The sequence below is a fragment of the Microbacterium sp. NIBRBAC000506063 genome (assembly GCF_017968845.1).
In the GTDB taxonomy this organism is placed as follows: domain Bacteria; phylum Actinomycetota; class Actinomycetes; order Actinomycetales; family Microbacteriaceae; genus Microbacterium.
Genome location: NZ_CP072876.1, coordinates 2,383,649 through 2,401,056 on the forward strand (window position 1 = coordinate 2,383,649; position 17,408 = coordinate 2,401,056).

Below are 17,408 nucleotides of genomic sequence, written 5' to 3' on the forward strand. Positions count from 1 at the left end.
CTCCGATTGTGCACGAATCGGGATCGCACGGCTACGGCCGGGCGGTCAGACGGCCTGCGCGAAGCCCAGCTCGGCGCTCTCGGCGATGTGCGACAGGTGCTCCGGGATCGGGCGCCCCTTCGAGACCATCGACTGCGCCCAGAGCCGCCCCGCGCGGTAGGACGAGCGCACGAGGGGGCCGGCGAGGACCCCGAGGAAGCCGATCCGCTCGGCCTCCTCCTTGAACCCGACGAACTCGTCGGGCTTGACCCATCGGGCCACGGGCAGATGCCGTGGCGAGGGGCGCAGGTACTGCGTGATCGTGATGATGTCGCATCCGGCGTCGTGGAGGTCCTGGAGCGCCTGAACAACCTCCTCGGGCTCCTCGCCCATCCCGAGGATGAGATTCGACTTGGTGATGAGGCCCGCCGTGCGTGCCTGCGTGAGCACGTCGAGGGAGCGCTCGTAGCGGAAGGCGGGACGGATGCGCTTGAAGATGCGAGGGACGGTCTCCACGTTGTGCGCGAACACCTCCGGACGCGCGTCGAACACCGCGCCGAGCTGCTCGGGGTCGCCGTTGAAGTCCGTCGCGAGCAGCTCCACGCCCGTGTTCGGATTCATCGCATGGATCTGTCGCACGGTCTCCGCGTTCAGCCAGGCGCCGCCGTCGGGCAGGTCGTCGCGGGCGACGCAGGTGACCGTCGCGTAGCGCAGTCGCATGCGCTTCACGCTCTCGGCGACGCGTCGCGGCTCATCCGTGTCGTAGTCGGCGGGCTTCCCGGTGTCGATCTGGCAGAAGTCGCAGCGCCTCGTGCACTGCGAGCCGCCGATGAGGAACGTGGCCTCGCGGTCCTCCCAGCATTCGAAGATGTTGGGGCAGCCGGCTTCCTGGCAGACGGTGTGGAGATCCTCGGTCTTCACGAGCGACTGAAGGGCGGTGTACTCCGGCCCCATCTTGGCCTTGGTCTTGATCCATTCGGGCTTGCGCTCGATCGGGGTCTGGGCGTTGCGGACCTCGAGGCGGAGGAGCTTGCGGCCTTCGGGCGCGGCACTCATGCGACCGCTCCTGCGTAGGCGGCGGAGAAGGCGGCGGCGGTGGCCTCCGAGACGTCGGCGGGGGAGACGTCGCGGCCGACGACCTCGCTGATCGTGGTGACCCCGGCATCCGCGATCCCGCACGGGATGATGTTCCGGAACGCGGCGAGGGAGTTGTCGCAATTCAGGGCGAAGCCGTGCATCGTGACGCCGCGCTGCACGCGAACGCCGATCGCGGCGATCTTGTCCTCGGAGAGCGGCCTGCGCACCCATACCCCGCTGCGCCCCTCCACGCGGTACCCGTCGACGCCCAGCGGGCGGAGCACGTCGATGAGGACGCCCTCGAGCCGCCGGACGTGCTCGACCACGTCGACGGGCTCGGGGAGACGGACGATCGGATAGCCGACGAGCTGTCCGGGACCGTGCCAGGTGATGCGGCCGCCCCGGTCGACATCGACGACGGGGGTGCCGTCCTGCGGGCGCTCGTGTGAGCGGGTGAGCTTGCCCGCCGTGTACACGGGCTCGTGCTCGAGCAGGATCAGTGTGTCGGGGCGGGTGCCGTCCTGCACCTCCTGATGCACGCTGCGCTGCAGTGCCCAGCCGTCCAGGTAGGGGACGAAGTCGGGGGCCAGGCCCGGAGTGACGATGTCGAGCATGTCTTCCTCCACGGATTATTGGATTGCGTCTAACAATACATCCAGCACGGAGGATCGGATGCCGCGCTACGGTGATTCCATGACCACGGAGCATCGCGCAGGCCGTCCGCGCGCCTCCTCGCGCGAGACGCTCGCGGAGGCGGCGAGCGAGCTGTTCCTCGAACAGGGCTATGAGGCGACCTCCGTCGCCGACATCACGCGGCGCGCGGGCGTCAGTCGATCGAGCTTCTTCAACTACTTCTCTTCGAAGAGCGACGTGGTCTGGTCCGGGATCGACGAGCGCATATCCGTCTTCGAGCACGCTCTGGCCGAGGGCGCGGATGTCGACGCGGCCGTTCGCGCGATCGTCGAGGATTTCGCTCCCGACGCCCTTGCCCTCGCGCTGATGAACGCGGGCGCCATGCACCTGGACGGTGAGCTCGACCGCGACAGTGCGCTCCGGTCGGCGAGGATCGCCCGTGCGGTCGCCTCGAGAGAGGAGTCGCGGGGGCAGGACGCCCTCGCCGCGCAGGTGCGCGGTGCGGCGGTCGGGGCGCGGTTCTCGCAGCGATCCGCGTCTGGGCGCAGGCGGGTCCGGGGACCTCCTCGCTGCGCGCCGTGCTGGATCGCGCGCTGACTATTTTGCGCTAGGGGTGGCAACACGAGTTAACTTTCGTCACACTAGTCCATGCGTGCGCAGAAACGGGACAACATCCGGCGACGAGGACAACGACTCACCGCCATGCTGACGGCCGCCTTCGTTGCCGTCGGGCTGCTCGCCCTGACCGGGCCGGCACCCCAGGCGCAGGCATCGGATCTGCCGAGATCGATCGCCGAAGGCGGCTTCATCATCAGCGACAGCGAGTTCTTCAAGGGGAACTCGATGACCGAGGCGCAGATCCAGACCTTCCTGAACCAGCGTGTGCCCACCTGCGCATCCGGGGCCACGTGCCTGAAGAATTACAAGGAGACTTTCCAGTCGCGGGCGGCCGACCAGTACTGCAAGGCGCTGACCGGTGGCACCAACCTCACCGCCGCGCGCATCATCCACCGGGTGGCTAATGCCTGCGGGATCAACCCCAAGGTGCTCCTGGTGATGCTGCAGAAGGAGCAGTCCCTCGTGACGCTCACCAACCCCTCGCAGCTGCGGTTCGACCGCGCGATGGGCTTCGCCTGCCCGGACTCCGGACCCAACAACTCCGCGAACTGCAACGTCGCCCACTACGGCTTCGCGAACCAGGTGTACCGCGGTGCGCGCCAGATGCAGGTGTACACGAAGAACCCGAACTCGTTCAACTACAAGGCCGGCCAGGTCAACACCATCAAGTGGCATCCCTCCAACGCCTGCGGCACCTCGCGGGTGTTCATCCAGAACCAGGCGACCGCCAACCTGTACATCTACACGCCCTACCGCGCCAATGTGGCCGCCCTGGCCGCCGGCTGGGGCACGGGAGATGCCTGCTCGGCCTACGGCAACCGCAACTTCTACAACTACTACGCCCAGTGGTTCGCCCCCGGCGCATCGAGCTCGACCGGTGCGCCGGCGCAGATCGCGGCGTGCACGCAGCCGCTCTCCGCGGACGTCGCCGCGCGGAGCGTGACGGCCACCGTCACGGCGACGACGCTGAACGTCCGCCGTGCGCCCACGACGCTGTGCAGCCAGAACGTGACGTCGCTGAGCAAGGGGCAGCAGGTGACCGTCACGGGGCAGTACGGGGCCTGGTCCCGGGCGACCCTCGGCGGGAACACCGTCTGGCTGTCGACCGAGCATCTGCAGATGTCGTCGAACCCGGCCCCGGCGGGCACGTCGAACGCCTGCGCCGTGCCGTCGTCGGCGAGCGTGACGGCCGCGGGCGGTCTGTACCTCGTCGACACCGGTTCCCTCAACGGGCGCCGGGCGCCCTCGACGGCGTGCACGACGGGCGTGGTGTCGCTGAGCAGCGGAACCGAGCTCATCAGGGTCGCCACCTACGGCATCTGGTGGAAGGTCGAGCGCGGCGGGAGCACGTACTGGGTCGACAGCCGTTACCTCACGCCGGCGCCGACCGATGTGACCAGCGGTGCGGTGAACCTGCGCTCCGGCCCGTCGAGCTCGCACTCCGTGATCACCCTGCTGCCGAAGGGCACCGCGATCTCGGTGGCCGAGGTCAGCGGATCCTGGCGCAAGGTCGTCGCCGGATCCCGTGTCGGCTGGATCCACAAGGACTACATCAGCGGACCCGGACTGCCGCCGTCGCAGGTGTGCGCGGTTCCGTCCGCCTCCGAGCAGACCGCGGCATCCGGGACGTATCTGGTCAACGTGAACACGCTGAACGGACGTGCTGCTCCGACGACGGACTGCGCGACCGACATCGTGAAGCTGCCGTGGAACACGGCGCTCGAGCGCGTCGCGACCTACGGCACCTGGACTCTCGTCACGAACGGAAGCGAGACCTATTGGGTGTCCAGCTCGCTGCTGCGCGCGGCTCCGACGGATGTGACCACTGGAGCGGTGAACCTGCGTTCGAGCGGTTCGATGGACGGCACCGTGATCACCCTGCTGCCCAAGGGCACCACCGTGGCCGTTCTGGCCGCATCCGGGTCCTGGCGCAACGTGACCTCGGGACCCCTCGAAGGCTGGGTGCACCGCGACTACATCACCGGGCGGCCCTTCCCGCGGCGTGCGCCGAGCCGACCGCGTCGATGCAGAGTTCGGCGTCCGGCGCGTTCCACGTGAGTGCGGCGTCGGCCCCCGCCCGTACGGCTCCGTCGACCGGCTGCTCCGAGCCCACGGTCTCGCTGGCCCAGGGCACGGCCGTCGAGCGCGTCGCCACCTGGAAGGAGTGGACGAGGGTGAAGGTCGCCGACGGCACCCGATGGGTCCTCACCTCCCAGCTCAAGACAGCACCGACCGATGTGACCGTCAGCGGGGTCAACCTGCGCGCGGGCGCCTCGACGTCGACCTCGATCATCACCCTGCTGCCCAAGGGCACACGGGTCTCCCTGATGGAGACGCGGGGCTCCTGGCAGAAGGTGATGGCCAGCAGTCGCGTCGGCTGGGTGCACAAGGACTATCTGAGCGCGACGGCGCCGAAGCCGCCGGCGCCGATCACCCAGGTGACCACCGGCGCCGTGAACCTGCGCTCGGGCGCCTCCTCCTCGAGTTCCGTCATCACGCTGCTGGCCAAGGGGGCGTCCGTCACCGTGACCGACTCCCAGGGATCGTGGCGAAAGGTCACGGCGGGCTCTCGTGTCGGCTGGGTGCACAGCGACTACCTGGGCACCTCGTCCTCGGCGCCGAAGCCCCCGCGGGATCGTCCCAGGTGACGACCGGTGCGGTCAACATGCGCTCGAGTGCGTCGACGTCGGGCTCGGTCATCACCCTGCTGGCGAAGGGCACCTCCGTGCGGGTGGGCGAGTCGAGCGGGTCGTGGCGGAAGGTCACCGCCGGATCGCGGACCGGCTGGGTGCACAGCGACTATCTGAGTGGCGCCCTGACCTCTCGGGTGACGACGGGCGCGGTCAACATGCGCTCGGGCCCGTCGACGTCGAACGCCGTCGTCACGCTGATCGCGAAGGGGACGACCGTGTCGGTCGCCGGGTCGCAGGGCTCCTGGCGGAAGGTGTACGTGGGCACGCGCGACGGTTGGGTGCACAACGATTACCTGAAGTAGCCTTTGGTGGGCGCAACCGAAGCCGGAGCGGCCACGTAGAATCGAAGGCACCATGGCGACTTTTGGAACCCTCTCCGACCGGCTGACAGAGACCTTCCGCAACCTCCGCACGAAGGGCAAGCTCACCGCTGCCGACGTCGACGGCACCGTCCGCGAGATCCGACGAGCCCTGCTCGACGCGGATGTCGCGCTGGCGGTCGTCAAGGACTTCACCGCGCGCGTGCGCGAACGCGCCCTCGGCGACGAGGTCAACAAGGCGCTCAACCCCGCCCAGCAGGTCGTGCAGATCGTCAATGACGAACTCGTCGGCATCCTCGGCGGCGAGCAGCGCCGACTCGAGTTCGCGAAGACCCCGCCGACCGTGATCATGCTGGCCGGTCTCCAGGGCTCCGGAAAGACCACCTTCGCGGGCAAGCTCGCCAGGTCGCTGCAGGCCGATGGGCACACCCCGCTCCTGGTCGCCGCCGACCTCCAGCGCCCGAACGCGGTGAACCAGCTGCAGGTCGTCGCCGAGCAGGCGGGGGCCACCATCTTCGCGCCCGAGCCGGGCAACGGCGTCGGCGACCCGGTGCGGGTCTCCCGCGACGGCGTCGAGCACGCTCGCCGGCATCAGCACGACGTGGTCATCATCGACACCGCCGGTCGTCTCGGCGTCGACGAAGAGCTCATGAAGCAGGCCTCCGACATCCGCAAGGCGGTCGACCCCGACGAGGTGCTCTTCGTCATCGACGCGATGATCGGTCAGGACGCGGTCAACACCGCCAAGGCGTTCCAGGAGGGTGTCGACTTCACCGGTGTCGTGCTCTCCAAGCTCGACGGCGACGCCCGAGGCGGTGCCGCGCTGTCGGTGGCCTCTGTCACCGGCCGTCCCATCATCTTCGCCTCCACGGGCGAGCGCCTCGAGGATCTCGAGCCTTTCCATCCCGACCGCATGGCCAGCCGCATCCTCGACCTCGGTGACGTACTCACCCTGATCGAGCAGGCGCAGCAGGCCTTCGACGAGGAAGAGGCGGCCAAGGTCGCCGAGAAGCTCGCGAGCGAGCAGTTCACCCTCGAAGACTTCCTCGAGCAGCTTCAGCAGATGAAGAAGATGGGCTCGATGAAGAAGATGCTCGGGATGCTGCCCGGCGCCGGCCAGATGAAGCAGCAGCTCGAGAACTTCGACGACCGCGAGATCGACCGCACCGAGGCGATCATCCGCTCCATGACGCCTGGAGAGCGCCGCAACCCGAAGATCCTCAACGGCTCCCGCCGCCTGCGCATCGCCCGCGGCTCGGGCATGACCGTCACCGACGTCAACCAGCTCGTGGCGCGCTTCGACCAGGCGGCGAAGATGATGAAGACCGTCGCGCGCGGCGGCACCCCCAACATCCCGGGCATGGGGCCGGTTCCCGGCATGGGTCGCCCCGGCGCCTCCTCCAAGCGCGGTAAGAAGGGCAAGGCCAAGGGCGGATCGCGCTCGGGCAACCCGGCCAAGCGCGCAGCCGAGAACGCCGGGCTCGCGGCCCCTTCGACAGGGACCGGGAGCGGATTCGGGCTCGGCACCGGTGGTCAGCAGACCCCGAGCGCGGAGGAACTCGCCGAGATCCAGAAGCTCTTCGGCAAGGGCTGATCCGTCGGTCTCAGTTGTTGCGGGTCTGCGTCGCAGAGAGTCGCATCTTCTGAGACTCTGGAGGATCGTCGGTCTCAGAAACGGCGGGCTGGTTGTGCAGAAGGCCGCATCTTCTGAGACCTGCCCTTGGTGTTCAGGCGCGGACGGATGCCGCGGACTCCACGCCATGCGCTTCGCGCAGCAGGGTGAGGCAGCCGTCGATCTCCTTCTCGGTCCGCTCGGCGTTCCAGTCGAGCAGCGGTGCGAGTGCCTGGGCGATGAGACGGACGGAGTCGGCATCGGCGGCGCCGGTGAAGGCGAGGCTCGTGCGCCGGAAGACGACATCCGTCACGTGCCGCACGTATTCGTGCGCGACCATCCAGGCCAGCTCGCGCGTGGAGAGCGTGTCGCCCAGGAGCGGGGCGTCCTTCCCCTTGCGGAGGAAGCCGGCCACGTCCGCGGCGCGGGTGCCGTAGCGGGTGAACAGCACGCGACCGCGCTCGTCGTCTCCGACGTTCTGCGCCAGCCACTGGATGCGACGCCGGGGCGTGCGCGGGTAGGCCTTGCCGCCGCCGATGCGCACGCCCTTCGTCTGCACTCGCCGCTGCGTGCCGAGTTCGGTCAGGACCCGGTCGGCGAGCGACTCGCCGAGGGCGCGGAAGGTCGTCCACTTGCCGCCGACGAGGCTCAGCACGGGGGCCTGACCGGGGTCTCGCGGCGCTCGATCCGGTAGTCGCGGGAGATGAACCCCGGCGCGGTGTCGTCGGCGTGCGGGAGAGGACGGAGGCCAGCGTAGCGATAGACGATCTGCTCGCGCTCCACGGCGATGGACGGGAAGACGTGCGCGATGAGATCGAAGAAGTAGTCGACCTCGGCCTCGGTGCAGCGTGCCGGCTCTGCCGGGTCGGCGGGGATGTCGGTCGTGCCGACGAGCACGCGACCCTTGAGTGGATAGATGAGAACGATCCGTCCGTCGGAGTGCTCGAAGAAGATCTCGCGCCCGCCGGTGGCCTCCAGGAGCTCGGGATGGTCGAGCACGATGTGCGAGCCCTTGGTGCCGCCCATGAACGACGTGTCATCGCCGAGCGCCTCGTTCGTCAGATCCGTCCACGGGCCGGAGGCGTTGACGACGACATCCGCGTCGATCGTGAACTCCTCGTCGCTCTCGTGATCGCGCAGGAGCACGCCGGCCGGGCTCAGACCGATCGCCTCGACGTAGTTGAGGGCATGTGCGCCGGGATGGGCCAGGGCCCCGTCACGCAGCACGTCCAGCGCGAGGCGCTCGGGATCGTGGATCGACGCGTCGTAGTAGGTGGCCGTGTACTTCACATGCGGATCGAGCTTCGGCAGCGCCGCCAGCGACTTCTTGCGACCGTCGAAGCTGTGTCGCGGCACGATCCCGCCGTCGCGGGAGAACGTGTCGTAGAGGACGAGTCCGACCTTGATGAGGAAAGCGCCGCGCTCGCGCGGCTTGCCCTTGCCGTGAGTGAGGAAGCGCAGGGGAGCGGTGAAGAGGCCGGAGAAGGTCGAGTAGATCGGTATCGTCGTCTGCAGCGGCTTGACGTAGTGCGGGGCGATCTTCAGCAACCCGTTGCGCTCTTGCACCGACTCCTTCACGAGCCGGAACTCGCCGTTCTCCAGATAGCGGATGCCGCCGTGGATCATGTGGCTCGACGCCGCGCTCGCGCCCGAGGCGAAGTCGCCGCGCTCGACCAGCAGCACGTCCACACCCTGCATCGCGAGATCGCGGAAGGTCGCTATCCCGTTGATGCCGCCGCCGATGATGAGGACCCGGGTGCGGCCCCGTTTCCGGGCGGCGCGAACGCCCTCCCGCGGTGTGGCCGGATCGGCGGTCGCACTCATGAGGTTCCTCCCTGACTTCCAGCGTAATCGCCCGCAGCGGCACCGGTCTCCTAGGCTGGCGGGAGACGTCGAAGTCCCGCCAGGAGAGTGATACATGCACATCGTCGCCATCGATCAGGGCACCACGAGCACGCGAGCCATGGTGTTCGACCCGGCGGGCCGGCCGGTGGCCACCGGCCAGCGCGAGCACGAGCAGATCTTCCCGCAGCCGGGGTGGGTCGAGCACGATGCGAACGAGATCTGGGAGAACACCCGGGAGGTGCTGACCTCCGCGCTCGATCAGGCAGGGCTGGCGGCATCCGACATCGCAGGCTTGGGCATCACCAACCAGCGTGAGACCGCGATCGTGTGGGACAGGGCGACCGGCGAACCCGTGCACAACGCACTCGTCTGGCAGGACACCCGCACCCAGCCGCTCATCGACAGGCTCGCGGCCGACGGCGGTGCCGGGCGATTCGCAGAGAAGACCGGACTCCCGCTGGCGACCTACTTCTCGGCGTCGAAGATCGCCTGGATCCTCGATCACGTCGACGGCGCCCGCGAGCGCGCCGAACGTGGCGAGCTTCTCTTCGGCACGGCCGACACCTGGGTGTTGTGGAACCTCACCGGCGGGCCCGACGGCGGCGTGCACGCCACGGACGTCACCAACGCGAGTCGCACACTGCTGATGGACCTGCGCACGCTCGACTGGGACGACGAGCTGCTGGAGGCCTTCGGCGTGCCGCGCGCGATGCTGCCCGAGATCCGCTCCTCCTCCGAGATCTTCGGGGAGGCGAAGGCGGGAACGGCGGTCGACGGCGTGCCGATCGCGGCGATCCTCGGCGACCAGCAGGCGGCGACCTTCGGCCAGGCGGCCTTCGAGCATGGCGAGTCGAAGAACACCTACGGCACGGGCAACTTCCTCATCGTCAACACGGGGGAGGAGATCGTCCGCTCTGAGAACGGCCTGATCACGACCGTGGCGTACAAGCTCGGATCGGATGCCGCGCGCTACGCGTTGGAGGGCTCGATCGCCGTGACCGGGTCGCTCGTGCAGTGGCTGCGCGACAATCTCGGGATCATCTCGCGCTCACCGGAGGTGGAGGAGCTCGCACTCACCGTCGAGGACAACGGCGGCGTGTACATCGTGCCGGCCTTCTCGGGCCTGTTCGCGCCCTATTGGCGCCCCGATGCACGCGGGGCGATCCTGGGGCTCACCCGCTTCGCGAACAAGGGGCATATCGCCCGCGCTGCTCTCGAGGCCAGTGCGTTCCAGACCAGGGAGGTCATCGACGCGGTGATCGCCGACAGCGGTGCGGCGCTCGGTGAGCTGCGTGTGGACGGCGGCATGGTGGCCAACGCGACGCTTCTGCAGTTCCAGGCCGATGTGCTGGGCGTTCCGGTCGTGCGGCCCGCCGTGATCGAGACGACAGCGCTCGGCGCCGCCTACGCCGCGGGGCTCGCGGTGGGCGTCTGGGCGGATCTCGACGAACTGCGCGCAATGTGGTCTGAGGACGTGCGCTACGAGCCGCGGATCGACGAGGACGAGCGCGAACGCCTCGTGGCGAAGTGGCGCAAGGCCGTCACTCGCACCTTCGACTGGGTCGACGAGGACTGAGTCACCCCACCGACGAGGCCGGCCCCAGCCGGAACTCGCGGATGAGGTGCTGCACGACCGCGCGCAGGTCGCCGCCTGCGGCATCCGCGACGGAGAGCTGGCGCGCGTAGCCGGCGCCGCCCGTGAGGATCGATCGGATGCCGGTGAACTCCCGCTCGCAGCGCAGATCCTCCGCGATCGGGGCGAGCTCCTCCACCAGGTCGGCGATGTGCTCTCTCACCCCGCGTTGCGTTCCGTCGGCATGGGCGATCACTCGGGCGTCGAGTCCGTAGCGCGCCGCCCGCCACTTGTTCTCGCGGTGGAACCAGGGCGGCATGGTCGGGGGTGTGCGCCCCTCGTCGATCATGCGCGAGAAGTGCTCGACGAGGACCTGCACGAGCGCGGCGACCGAGGCGAGCTCCGGGAGCGTGGAGAGACCGTCGCAGGCGCGCACCTCGATCGTGCCCCAGCGCGGCGCGGGGCGGATGTCCCACCGCACCTCGGTGGCGTCGGCCATGACGCCGGTGCGCACCATGTCGTCGAGATAGGCCTCGAACTCGTCCCAGGTGTGCAGGGGCCAGGGGAGCCCGGCGGTGGGCAGCTGCTGGAACACCAGCGCTCGGTTGGAGGCGTATCCGGTGCGCTCACCCGCCCAGAACGGGCTCGACGCGGCCAGGGCCTGAAGATGGGGGAGATAACCGGTCAGCGCCGCGATGATCGGCAGCACCTTGTCGCGGTCCTCGACGCCGACATGCACGTGGATGCCCCAGATCATCATGTTGCGTCCCCACCACTGGGTGCGCTCGACGAGGGTGTGGTAGCGGGTCTTGTCGGTGACCTCCTGATCGAACCACTGGGCGAAGGGTGGCTTCCGGCCGAGAGCAGGGCGATCCCTGCCGGGTCCGTCGCCGCGCGCACCTCGGTGATCGCCTGCGCGATGTCCTCGACGGCGTGTCCCACCGTCTCGCCGACGCCGCTGGTCACCTCGATCGTGTTGGTGAGGAGCTCGCCGGTCACCGTGTGGCGCTCATCGGCGCTGGCCTCCTCCAGCGCGTGGAGCAGTTCCGGGGCACGGCCGACCAGGTCGCCGGTCTTCGGGTCGGCGAGCATGACCTCCCATTCCAGGCCCACGGTCGAGCGGGCGGAGGGCGCGAAATCCAGCGTCACGAGCACAGTCTGACATGCACACCCACCCGGTCGCGACATCCGTGTCCTTGCGTTTCGCGCAGCCGCGGTGAATCTGGCAGAATAGAGGGTCGGACGGATCACTCGACCCTCTATCCAGTGTTCCGCTCCTCCTCAGAGCTTCCGCCGGGTGTGCACCCCACTCTCCAGGCGATCGGTTCATCGTTCCTTTCCACACATTCAGGAGAATCGTGGCTGTCAAGATTCGTCTCAAGCGCCTGGGCAAGATCCGCGCGCCTTACTACCGCATCGTCGTCGCCGACTCGCGCACCAAGCGCGACGGTCGTGTCATCGAAGAGATCGGCAAGTACCACCCCACCGAGGAGCCGTCGTTCATCGAGGTGAACTCCGAGCGCGCGCAGTACTGGCTGAGCGTCGGCGCACAGCCGACCGAGCAGGTCCTCGCGATCCTCAAGCTCACCGGCGACTGGGGCACCTTCAAGGGTGACAAGGACGCCAAGAGCACCGTCAAGGTCGCCGAGCCCAAGGCGCCGTTCGAGATCGACTCGAGCAAGAAGTCTGTCGTCAAGCCCAAGGCGGAGAAGCCCGCCGAGCCGGTTGCTGAGCCTGTCGAAGCACCCGTCGCCGAGGCCGCTCCGACGGAGGCCGCTGAGGCCCCGCCGCCGACGCCGAATAATCGCTGTGCTTGCCGCTGCGCTCGAGCACATCGTCAAGGGGATCGTCGATCATCCCGACGAGGTGCGCATCGATGAGTCCACGTCGCCGCGAGGCGACCTTCTGGAGGTGCATGTGCACCCCGACGACCGTGGACGAGTGATCGGGCGCGGCGGCCGCACCGCGAAGGCACTGCGCACGCTCATCTCGGCGCTGGCCGATGGGCGTCGCGTCCGCGTCGACGTCGCGGACGACTGAGGTGGTCGGACCCGAACGCGGCCGCAGCAAGAATCAGCTGCGCGTCGGCCGCCTCGTCAAGGCGCACGGGCTCAAGGGCGCCCTCAAGCTCGAGCTGTACACCGACAACCCCGCCGGCAGGTTCGTCCCCGGTGCGGAGTTCACCCTGCAGGTGCCGGAGGCCTCTCCGTGGCACGGCAAGACCGTCACGGTCCGCGAGTATCGCGTGATGAACGGCAACCCCGTGGTCTTCTTCGACGACATCGATGACCGGACCGCCGCAGAGAGCCTCGTCCGGGCGATCCTCTGGATCGACCAGAACGACGATGAGACCGAGGACAACGCCTGGTTCGATCACCAGCTGGTCGGGCTCGACGTCGTGCGCGACGACGCCGTGATCGGCAAGGTCGTGCGCGTGGATCACCTGCCGGCTCAGGACCTCCTCATCGTGAAGGTCGCCGGCGACGAGATCATGGTCCCCTTCGTCGAGGCGATCGTACCGACCGTCGACGTGGCTGCGGGTCGCGTCATCATCACGCCCCCTCCGGGTCTCTTCGAAGAGTCGTCGGATGCGGAGGAGCCCACAGCCTCCGAGTGAGGCTGTTACGGTGTCCCCGTGCGCATAGACGTCGTCTCGATCTTCCCGTCGTACTTCGACGGCCTGACGCTGTCGCTGCTCGGCAAGGCGCAGAGCGCCGGCATCCTCGACCTGCGTGTCCGCGATCTGCGCGACTGGACCTTCGATCGTCACCGGACCGTCGACGACACCCCGTACGGCGGCGGCGCAGGCATGGTCATGAAGCCGGAGCCGTGGGGGCTCGCCCTGGACGAACTGGCGGCCGGTTCCCCGCGTCCGACGATCATCTTCCCCTCGCCCGCGGGTGAGCCGTTCACGCAGGCCGCGGCGCGTGACCTCGCCACTCGCAAGCACCTCGTGTTCGGCTGCGGTCGCTACGAGGGCATCGACGAGCGCGTCTTCGAGTACGCGCAGACCTTGGGCGAGGTGCGCCTGGTGAGTCTCGGCGACTACGTGCTCAACGGAGGAGAGGTCGCCGCGATGGCGATGATCGAGGCGATCGGTCGCCTCATCCCCGGGGTCGTCGGCAACCCCGAGAGTCTCGTCGAGGAGTCCCACGAGGACGGGCTGCTCGAGTATCCCTCGTACACCAAGCCCGCGCTCTGGCGCGAGCGCTCCGTCCCCGACATCCTGCTCAGCGGCAATCACGGTGCGATCGCGACGTGGCGTCGGGAGCAGCAGATCGAGCGCACGCGCGCACGTCGTCCCGACCTGCTGCACGGCGACTAGAGACGCCCTCGCAGGGGTGTCCTGACGCTACGCGGATTCCAGGATCCGTTGCGTGGAGGTGACCTCCGCGAAGCCGCCGGACTGCAGGTTGATCGCCGTCGCGCGCATCAGGTCCTCGGCCGCGAGCGTGACCTCCGTTCCGTCGGGCAGGACGGACGTCAGATCGAACGTGCGGGTCGCATCCAGAGCCACGGTGACGTCGTAGCCCAAGTTGCCGCCCATGCGCGCGGTCGTCTCCACGCACATATTGGTCTGGATGCCGCACAGCACGATCTCGCGGATGCCGCGCTCGGAGAGCCACGCGTGCAGATCCGGGTGCCCGTAGAACGCCGAGTTCACCGACTTCGTGACGAGGAGGTCCGCGTCCTCCGGGTCGAGGAACGACTTGAGTCGGTTGCCGTCCGAACCGGCCCGCAGCGGAGAACCGGGTGAGATCGAGTCATGCCGCACCAGCACGATCGGGCCCTCTTCCCCGTGGCGCCAGTGATCGACCAGCGTGGCGATCCGCTCCTCGGCCTCGAGGTTGGTCGTGCGTCCCCACGCGGGGTCGTCGAATCCCTGTTGCACGTCGATGACGATGAGTGCCTGCATCCGTCCATTCCATCGCTCGGAGGAGGGGATGTCGAGAGGCGCGGGTGCCACGAAGGCGCGGATTCGTGCCAGAGGCTCAGCCGAGACCGGTCGTCGCGATCCAGAACCAGCCCACCCAGGTCACCACGGCGATCGCCGGGGGCAGCACCGTCAGCAGCAGGCGACCGCGACGCAGCCGTGCTCCGGCGGCGTCGATGAATCCGGGTTCCTCGCTGCGGTCGTCACGGTAGCCGGTGCTCTGATGCTCCGTGCGCCGGCCCAGGGTGCCCGCGAGCCGTTCGGCGAAGTCGAGCACCGCGGGGTCCGCCATGTCGAACGGCGCCCGCGCGATCACGAACAGCCAGTCGTCGACGATCTCGATGTCGAAGCCGGCGGCCTCGTCGATCATGAGGGCCATCACGTCGGGAGTGATCACGTAGAGCGCGTCGGTCTCGTACTCCTTGGGGCAGTACAGACGGAACCAGCGATCGAAATCACCCTCGAGGGAGAGCCGCTGATCCGGGCGGAAGGGGATCGGGTAGGCGCGGGCCCTCTTCTGGCGTGCGGCGGACTCGAGATACATGTGCGGCAGTCGGCGGTCGATGCCGATCCCGATGAAGCCGTACTCCTCGCGCCCCGAGGCGCGCTGGGTCGTCTGACCGACGTAGTTCGCGACCTCGATGTACATCGGCTCGTGCACGTGCAGCGAGTTCTCGACCCAGTTGCGGCCGGACCGGGCGAACAGCGTCGCCGGGAAGGAGCGCGGATCGATCTCGAGGTTGTAGTGCCAGCCGCGGGCCAGAGCAAGTTCGGCGGCGGCCCGACGCTGGCGCCACCGTCGGCCATGGCTCCAGAAGGCGGCGATCGCTCCGCCGAGGAAGAACGCGCCGAGAACGCTCGCTGCGACGGCGACCAGCATCCCGCGGGTGCGTTCTGCGGCATCCGATTCGCCCATTGCCGTCGTCGCCGCGAACCACGCGATCATCGCGGAGAGCGCGATCATGATCGTCATGAGGGTGACGAAGGGCACCGCTTTCAGATCGGTCTTGCGGATCGTCGGGGCGTTGCGCAGGGTGGTGCGCCGGAAGTCCTTGAGGTCGTCGAGGCCGCTCATGGTCCTCTAGGCTAACGACTCCCGCGCGAGAGAACGGTCAATCGACGCCGAGGAAGGAGCGATCGGTCAGAACGATCGGTCCGTCGTCGGTGATCGCGATCGTGTGCTCCGAATGCGAGCCGCGCGATCCGTCCGCGCTGCGCAGGGTCCACCCGTCGGGATCGGTGATCAGCTCGTCGGTCGTGGCGAGAAGCCAGGGCTCGAGGGCGACGACGAGCCCCGATCGCAGCGGGAAGCCCCGGCCGGCGCGCCCGTCGTTGGGATGTGGGGATCGCCGTGCATGATGCGCCCGACACCGTGGCCGCCGAAGTCGGTGTTGATGGTGTAACCCTCGCCGTGCGAGACCGCGGCGATGGATGCCGAGATGTCGCCGATGCGGTTTCCGACCGTCGCCGCATCGATGGCCGCGGCAAGGGCTCGCTGCGTGGTGTCGATGAGGCGCAGATCCTCGTCTCGCGGCGTGCCGACGACGAAGGAGAGCGCCGAGTCGGCGACCCACCCGTCGATCGACACCGCGAAGTCCAAGGAGACCAGATCGCCGTCGCGGAGCGTGTAGTCGTGGGGAGCCCGTGCAGCACCGCGTCATTGACCGAGGTGCAGATGACCTTGCCGAAAGGGCTCGCGCCGAAGGAGGGGTGATAGTCGATGTAGCAGGACTCCGCCCCGGCCTTGCGGATCAGCTCGTGGGCGCGCTTGTCGATCGTGAGCAGGTTCGTGCCCACCTTGGTCTCGTCGCGCAGCGTCGCCAGCGTCTCGGCCACGAAGCGTCCGGCCGGGCGCATGGCCTCGATCTCGGCGGGCGTGCGCAGTTCGATCATTCGAAGGGTTCCTCTCGTCGCCTCCATTCTCGCAGAGCACGGACGAGGTTCCGCCCGATGGTGCCGGATCACAGCCGCGCGGCGTACGATCGCAGTATGTGGCTTCGACGCGCGTTCTACACCTGGTTGCTTCCTGCGGCGCTCGTGCTGCCGCTGTGGCTGCTGGTCGGCTGGGGCGTGTTCCGTGCGGGCGGCTGGGCGTTCCTCTGGGTGCTCTTCATCGCCCTGCCCTCCGTACTGATCGGTCAGATCGTCTTCGCCCTGCTCGTGCGCGCGCGTCCCTCGGCGCGCTATCAGCGCGCCGTCTCCTGGTGGGACGTCGCCGGCTTCGGCGCCTGGCACGGCCTCACAATCGCCCTCGGCTTCTATCCGCAGGGTTGGTTCGCGCTGCTGCTGACGGCGGCGATCATCGTCGGCATCGGCATGGTCTGGCTGCTGCTCTGGCAGCTGTGGGCGGAGGCGCGCGGCAGCCTCACCGTGGCGACCGTCGGCGGCACCTATCTCTCCGAGGACGTGGGCGCGGCATCCGGCGATGCCTCGGACGCCGACTTCATCGTGATCGAGGAAGCACCGCCGGCGGATCCGCCGCGCGCTGCGCACTGATCGACGCGTTTTGGCGGGTACCGGCATCCGTGGCAGAATAGATGTTTGTGCTGTGACCGGCTCTGCCTCAGGGGAGTCCACGAACGCGCCGCGTCTCGTGCAGCACACACTCCAACGTATTCCTTACACATGCATCCGACCTGCGGCGGGTGCAGAGAGAGACGATCATGCAGATCCTCGACGCCGTCGATGCGGCATCACTCCGTACCGACATCCCCGAGTTCTACCCCGGCGACACCGTCAAGGTGCACGTGAACATCACCGAGGGAAACCGCTCCCGCATCCAGGTCTTCCAGGGCGTCGTGCTCGGTCGCTCCGGTGACGGCGTGCGCGAGACCTTCACCGTGCGCAAGATCAGCTTCCAGGTGGGCGTGGAGCGCACCTTCCCCGTGCACAGCCCGACGATCGACCACATCGAGGTCGTCACCCGCGGTGACGTGCGCCGTGCGAAGCTCTACTACCTGCGCGAGCTCCGCGGCAAGAAGGCCAAGATCAAGGAGAAGCGCGACAACTGACCCGCGCTTTCCCGAGCACCCCAGGACACGAGCGTCCTGGGGTGCTTTTCCATCCGCGGGGTGTGCGACCCTGGTAGTTGCCGCCCTGCGGCCGAACACGCGCAAAGGAAAAC

At 68.4% G+C, this 17,408-nt stretch carries 16 protein-coding genes and 3 pseudogenes; 12 read left to right on the forward strand and 7 right to left on the reverse strand.

Going from position 1 to position 17,408, the window contains the following annotated elements; translation table 11 throughout:
- Positions 1-45: 45 nt before the first annotated feature.
- Positions 46-1,035: a lipoyl synthase gene (gene lipA / locus KAE78_RS13465; RefSeq protein WP_223171182.1), complete on the reverse strand. Its 990-nt coding sequence runs from the start codon at positions 1,033-1,035 to the stop codon at positions 46-48.
- Positions 1,032-1,670 (reverse strand): lipoyl(octanoyl) transferase LipB, encoded by a 639-nt coding sequence (lipB, locus tag KAE78_RS13470; protein ID WP_223171183.1) that lies wholly within the window; start codon positions 1,668-1,670, stop codon positions 1,032-1,034. Before lipB ends, lipA begins: the two co-directional genes overlap by 4 nt.
- A gap of 79 nt (positions 1,671-1,749) precedes the next feature.
- Here lipB and KAE78_RS13475 point away from each other — a divergent pair, with 79 nt between their 5' ends.
- The 5 genes from KAE78_RS13475 (at position 1,750) to ffh (ending at position 6,914) form a co-directional block, all read left to right on the forward strand.
- A complete protein-coding gene (locus tag KAE78_RS13475) occupies positions 1,750-2,286 on the forward strand; it encodes a TetR/AcrR family transcriptional regulator (protein ID WP_223171184.1) in 537 nt (178 codons plus the stop codon).
- Between the two features lie 105 nt (positions 2,287-2,391).
- A complete protein-coding gene (locus KAE78_RS13480; protein WP_223171185.1) occupies positions 2,392-4,365 on the forward strand; it encodes an SH3 domain-containing protein in 1,974 nt (657 codons plus the stop codon).
- Positions 4,362-4,955, forward strand: a complete 594-nt coding sequence (locus KAE78_RS13485; protein ID WP_223171186.1) for an SH3 domain-containing protein — start codon at positions 4,362-4,364, stop codon at positions 4,953-4,955. Before KAE78_RS13480 ends, KAE78_RS13485 begins: the two co-directional genes overlap by 4 nt.
- The gene (locus KAE78_RS13490; protein WP_223171187.1) at positions 4,952-5,302 is read left to right on the forward strand and encodes an SH3 domain-containing protein; all 351 of its coding nucleotides are present in this window, start codon (positions 4,952-4,954) and stop codon (positions 5,300-5,302) included. The genes KAE78_RS13485 and KAE78_RS13490 overlap by 4 nt, the downstream gene beginning before the upstream one ends.
- Before the next feature lie 52 nt (positions 5,303-5,354).
- Complete coding sequence (gene ffh, locus KAE78_RS13495) at positions 5,355-6,914, forward strand: signal recognition particle protein (RefSeq protein ID WP_223171188.1); 1,560 nt, start codon at positions 5,355-5,357, stop codon at positions 6,912-6,914.
- 133 nt (positions 6,915-7,047) lie between these two features.
- On the opposite strand, the pseudogene KAE78_RS13500 reads toward ffh, so the two are convergent.
- Positions 7,048-8,756, reverse strand: a pseudogene (locus KAE78_RS13500) (glycerol-3-phosphate dehydrogenase/oxidase).
- A gap of 94 nt (positions 8,757-8,850) precedes the next feature.
- Here KAE78_RS13500 and glpK point away from each other — a divergent pair.
- A complete protein-coding gene (glpK, locus tag KAE78_RS13505; protein ID WP_223171189.1) occupies positions 8,851-10,353 on the forward strand; it encodes a glycerol kinase GlpK in 1,503 nt (500 codons plus the stop codon).
- Between the two features lies 1 nt (position 10,354).
- Here the strand turns inward: glpK and KAE78_RS13510 are convergent.
- Positions 10,355-11,499, reverse strand: a pseudogene (locus tag KAE78_RS13510) (glutamate--cysteine ligase).
- 209 nt (positions 11,500-11,708) lie between these two features.
- On the opposite strand from KAE78_RS13510, the gene rpsP reads away from it, so the two are divergent.
- The 4 genes from rpsP to trmD are packed head-to-tail and all read left to right on the forward strand — an operon-like array spanning position 11,709 to position 13,675.
- Positions 11,709-12,230 (forward strand): 30S ribosomal protein S16, encoded by a 522-nt coding sequence (rpsP, locus tag KAE78_RS13515; protein ID WP_223171190.1) that lies wholly within the window; start codon positions 11,709-11,711, stop codon positions 12,228-12,230.
- On the forward strand, positions 12,160-12,390 hold the full coding sequence (locus tag KAE78_RS13520; protein WP_223171191.1) for an RNA-binding protein: 231 nt from the start codon (positions 12,160-12,162) through the stop codon (positions 12,388-12,390). The genes rpsP and KAE78_RS13520 overlap by 71 nt, the downstream gene beginning before the upstream one ends.
- Complete coding sequence (gene rimM, locus KAE78_RS13525) at positions 12,353-12,967, forward strand: ribosome maturation factor RimM (RefSeq protein WP_411155953.1); 615 nt, start codon at positions 12,353-12,355, stop codon at positions 12,965-12,967. The genes KAE78_RS13520 and rimM overlap by 38 nt, the downstream gene beginning before the upstream one ends.
- An 18-nt stretch (positions 12,968-12,985) precedes the next feature.
- Positions 12,986-13,675 (forward strand): tRNA (guanosine(37)-N1)-methyltransferase TrmD, encoded by a 690-nt coding sequence (gene trmD, locus KAE78_RS13530; protein WP_223171193.1) that lies wholly within the window; start codon positions 12,986-12,988, stop codon positions 13,673-13,675.
- 27 nt (positions 13,676-13,702) lie between these two features.
- On the opposite strand, the gene KAE78_RS13535 is transcribed toward trmD, so the two are convergent.
- The 3 genes and pseudogenes from KAE78_RS13535 to map form a co-directional block, all read right to left on the reverse strand.
- Positions 13,703-14,266, reverse strand: coding sequence for a cysteine hydrolase family protein (locus tag KAE78_RS13535; protein WP_223171194.1), 564 nt, complete (start codon positions 14,264-14,266; stop codon positions 13,703-13,705).
- Positions 14,267-14,342: 76 nt separating this feature from the next.
- Positions 14,343-15,359, reverse strand: coding sequence for a hypothetical protein (locus KAE78_RS13540; protein ID WP_223171195.1), 1,017 nt, complete (start codon positions 15,357-15,359; stop codon positions 14,343-14,345).
- A gap of 37 nt (positions 15,360-15,396) precedes the next feature.
- Positions 15,397-16,177: pseudogene (map, locus tag KAE78_RS13545) on the reverse strand (type I methionyl aminopeptidase).
- A gap of 96 nt (positions 16,178-16,273) precedes the next feature.
- Here map and KAE78_RS13550 point away from each other — a divergent pair.
- On the forward strand, positions 16,274-16,780 hold the full coding sequence (locus tag KAE78_RS13550) for an MFS transporter permease (protein WP_223171196.1): 507 nt from the start codon (positions 16,274-16,276) through the stop codon (positions 16,778-16,780).
- Positions 16,781-16,947: 167 nt separating this feature from the next.
- Positions 16,948-17,295, forward strand: a complete 348-nt coding sequence (rplS, locus tag KAE78_RS13555) for a 50S ribosomal protein L19 (protein ID WP_223172496.1) — start codon at positions 16,948-16,950, stop codon at positions 17,293-17,295.
- The last annotated feature ends 113 nt before the right edge of the window (positions 17,296-17,408 follow it).

Excerpts from the sequence above, each read along its gene's own strand:
- glpK (WP_223171189.1), top strand. The coding sequence starts at position 8,851 with ATGCACATCGTCGCCATCGATCAGGGCACCACGAGCACGCGAGCCATG.
- ffh (WP_223171188.1), top strand. The coding sequence starts at position 5,355 with ATGGCGACTTTTGGAACCCTCTCCGACCGGCTGACAGAGACCTTCCGC.
- KAE78_RS13550 (WP_223171196.1), top strand. The coding sequence starts at position 16,274 with ATGTGGCTTCGACGCGCGTTCTACACCTGGTTGCTTCCTGCGGCGCTC.
- KAE78_RS13480 (WP_223171185.1), top strand. The coding sequence starts at position 2,392 with ATGCTGACGGCCGCCTTCGTTGCCGTCGGGCTGCTCGCCCTGACCGGG.
- rimM (WP_411155953.1), top strand. The coding sequence starts at position 12,353 with ATGGGCGTCGCGTCCGCGTCGACGTCGCGGACGACTGAGGTGGTCGGA.
- rplS (WP_223172496.1), top strand. The coding sequence starts at position 16,948 with ATGCAGATCCTCGACGCCGTCGATGCGGCATCACTCCGTACCGACATC.
- lipA (WP_223171182.1), bottom strand. The coding sequence starts at position 1,035 with ATGAGTGCCGCGCCCGAAGGCCGCAAGCTCCTCCGCCTCGAGGTCCGC.
- KAE78_RS13540 (WP_223171195.1), bottom strand. The coding sequence starts at position 15,359 with ATGAGCGGCCTCGACGACCTCAAGGACTTCCGGCGCACCACCCTGCGC.
- KAE78_RS13475 (WP_223171184.1), top strand. The coding sequence starts at position 1,750 with ATGACCACGGAGCATCGCGCAGGCCGTCCGCGCGCCTCCTCGCGCGAG.
- lipB (WP_223171183.1), bottom strand. The coding sequence starts at position 1,670 with ATGCTCGACATCGTCACTCCGGGCCTGGCCCCCGACTTCGTCCCCTAC.
- KAE78_RS13535 (WP_223171194.1), bottom strand. The coding sequence starts at position 14,266 with ATGCAGGCACTCATCGTCATCGACGTGCAACAGGGATTCGACGACCCC.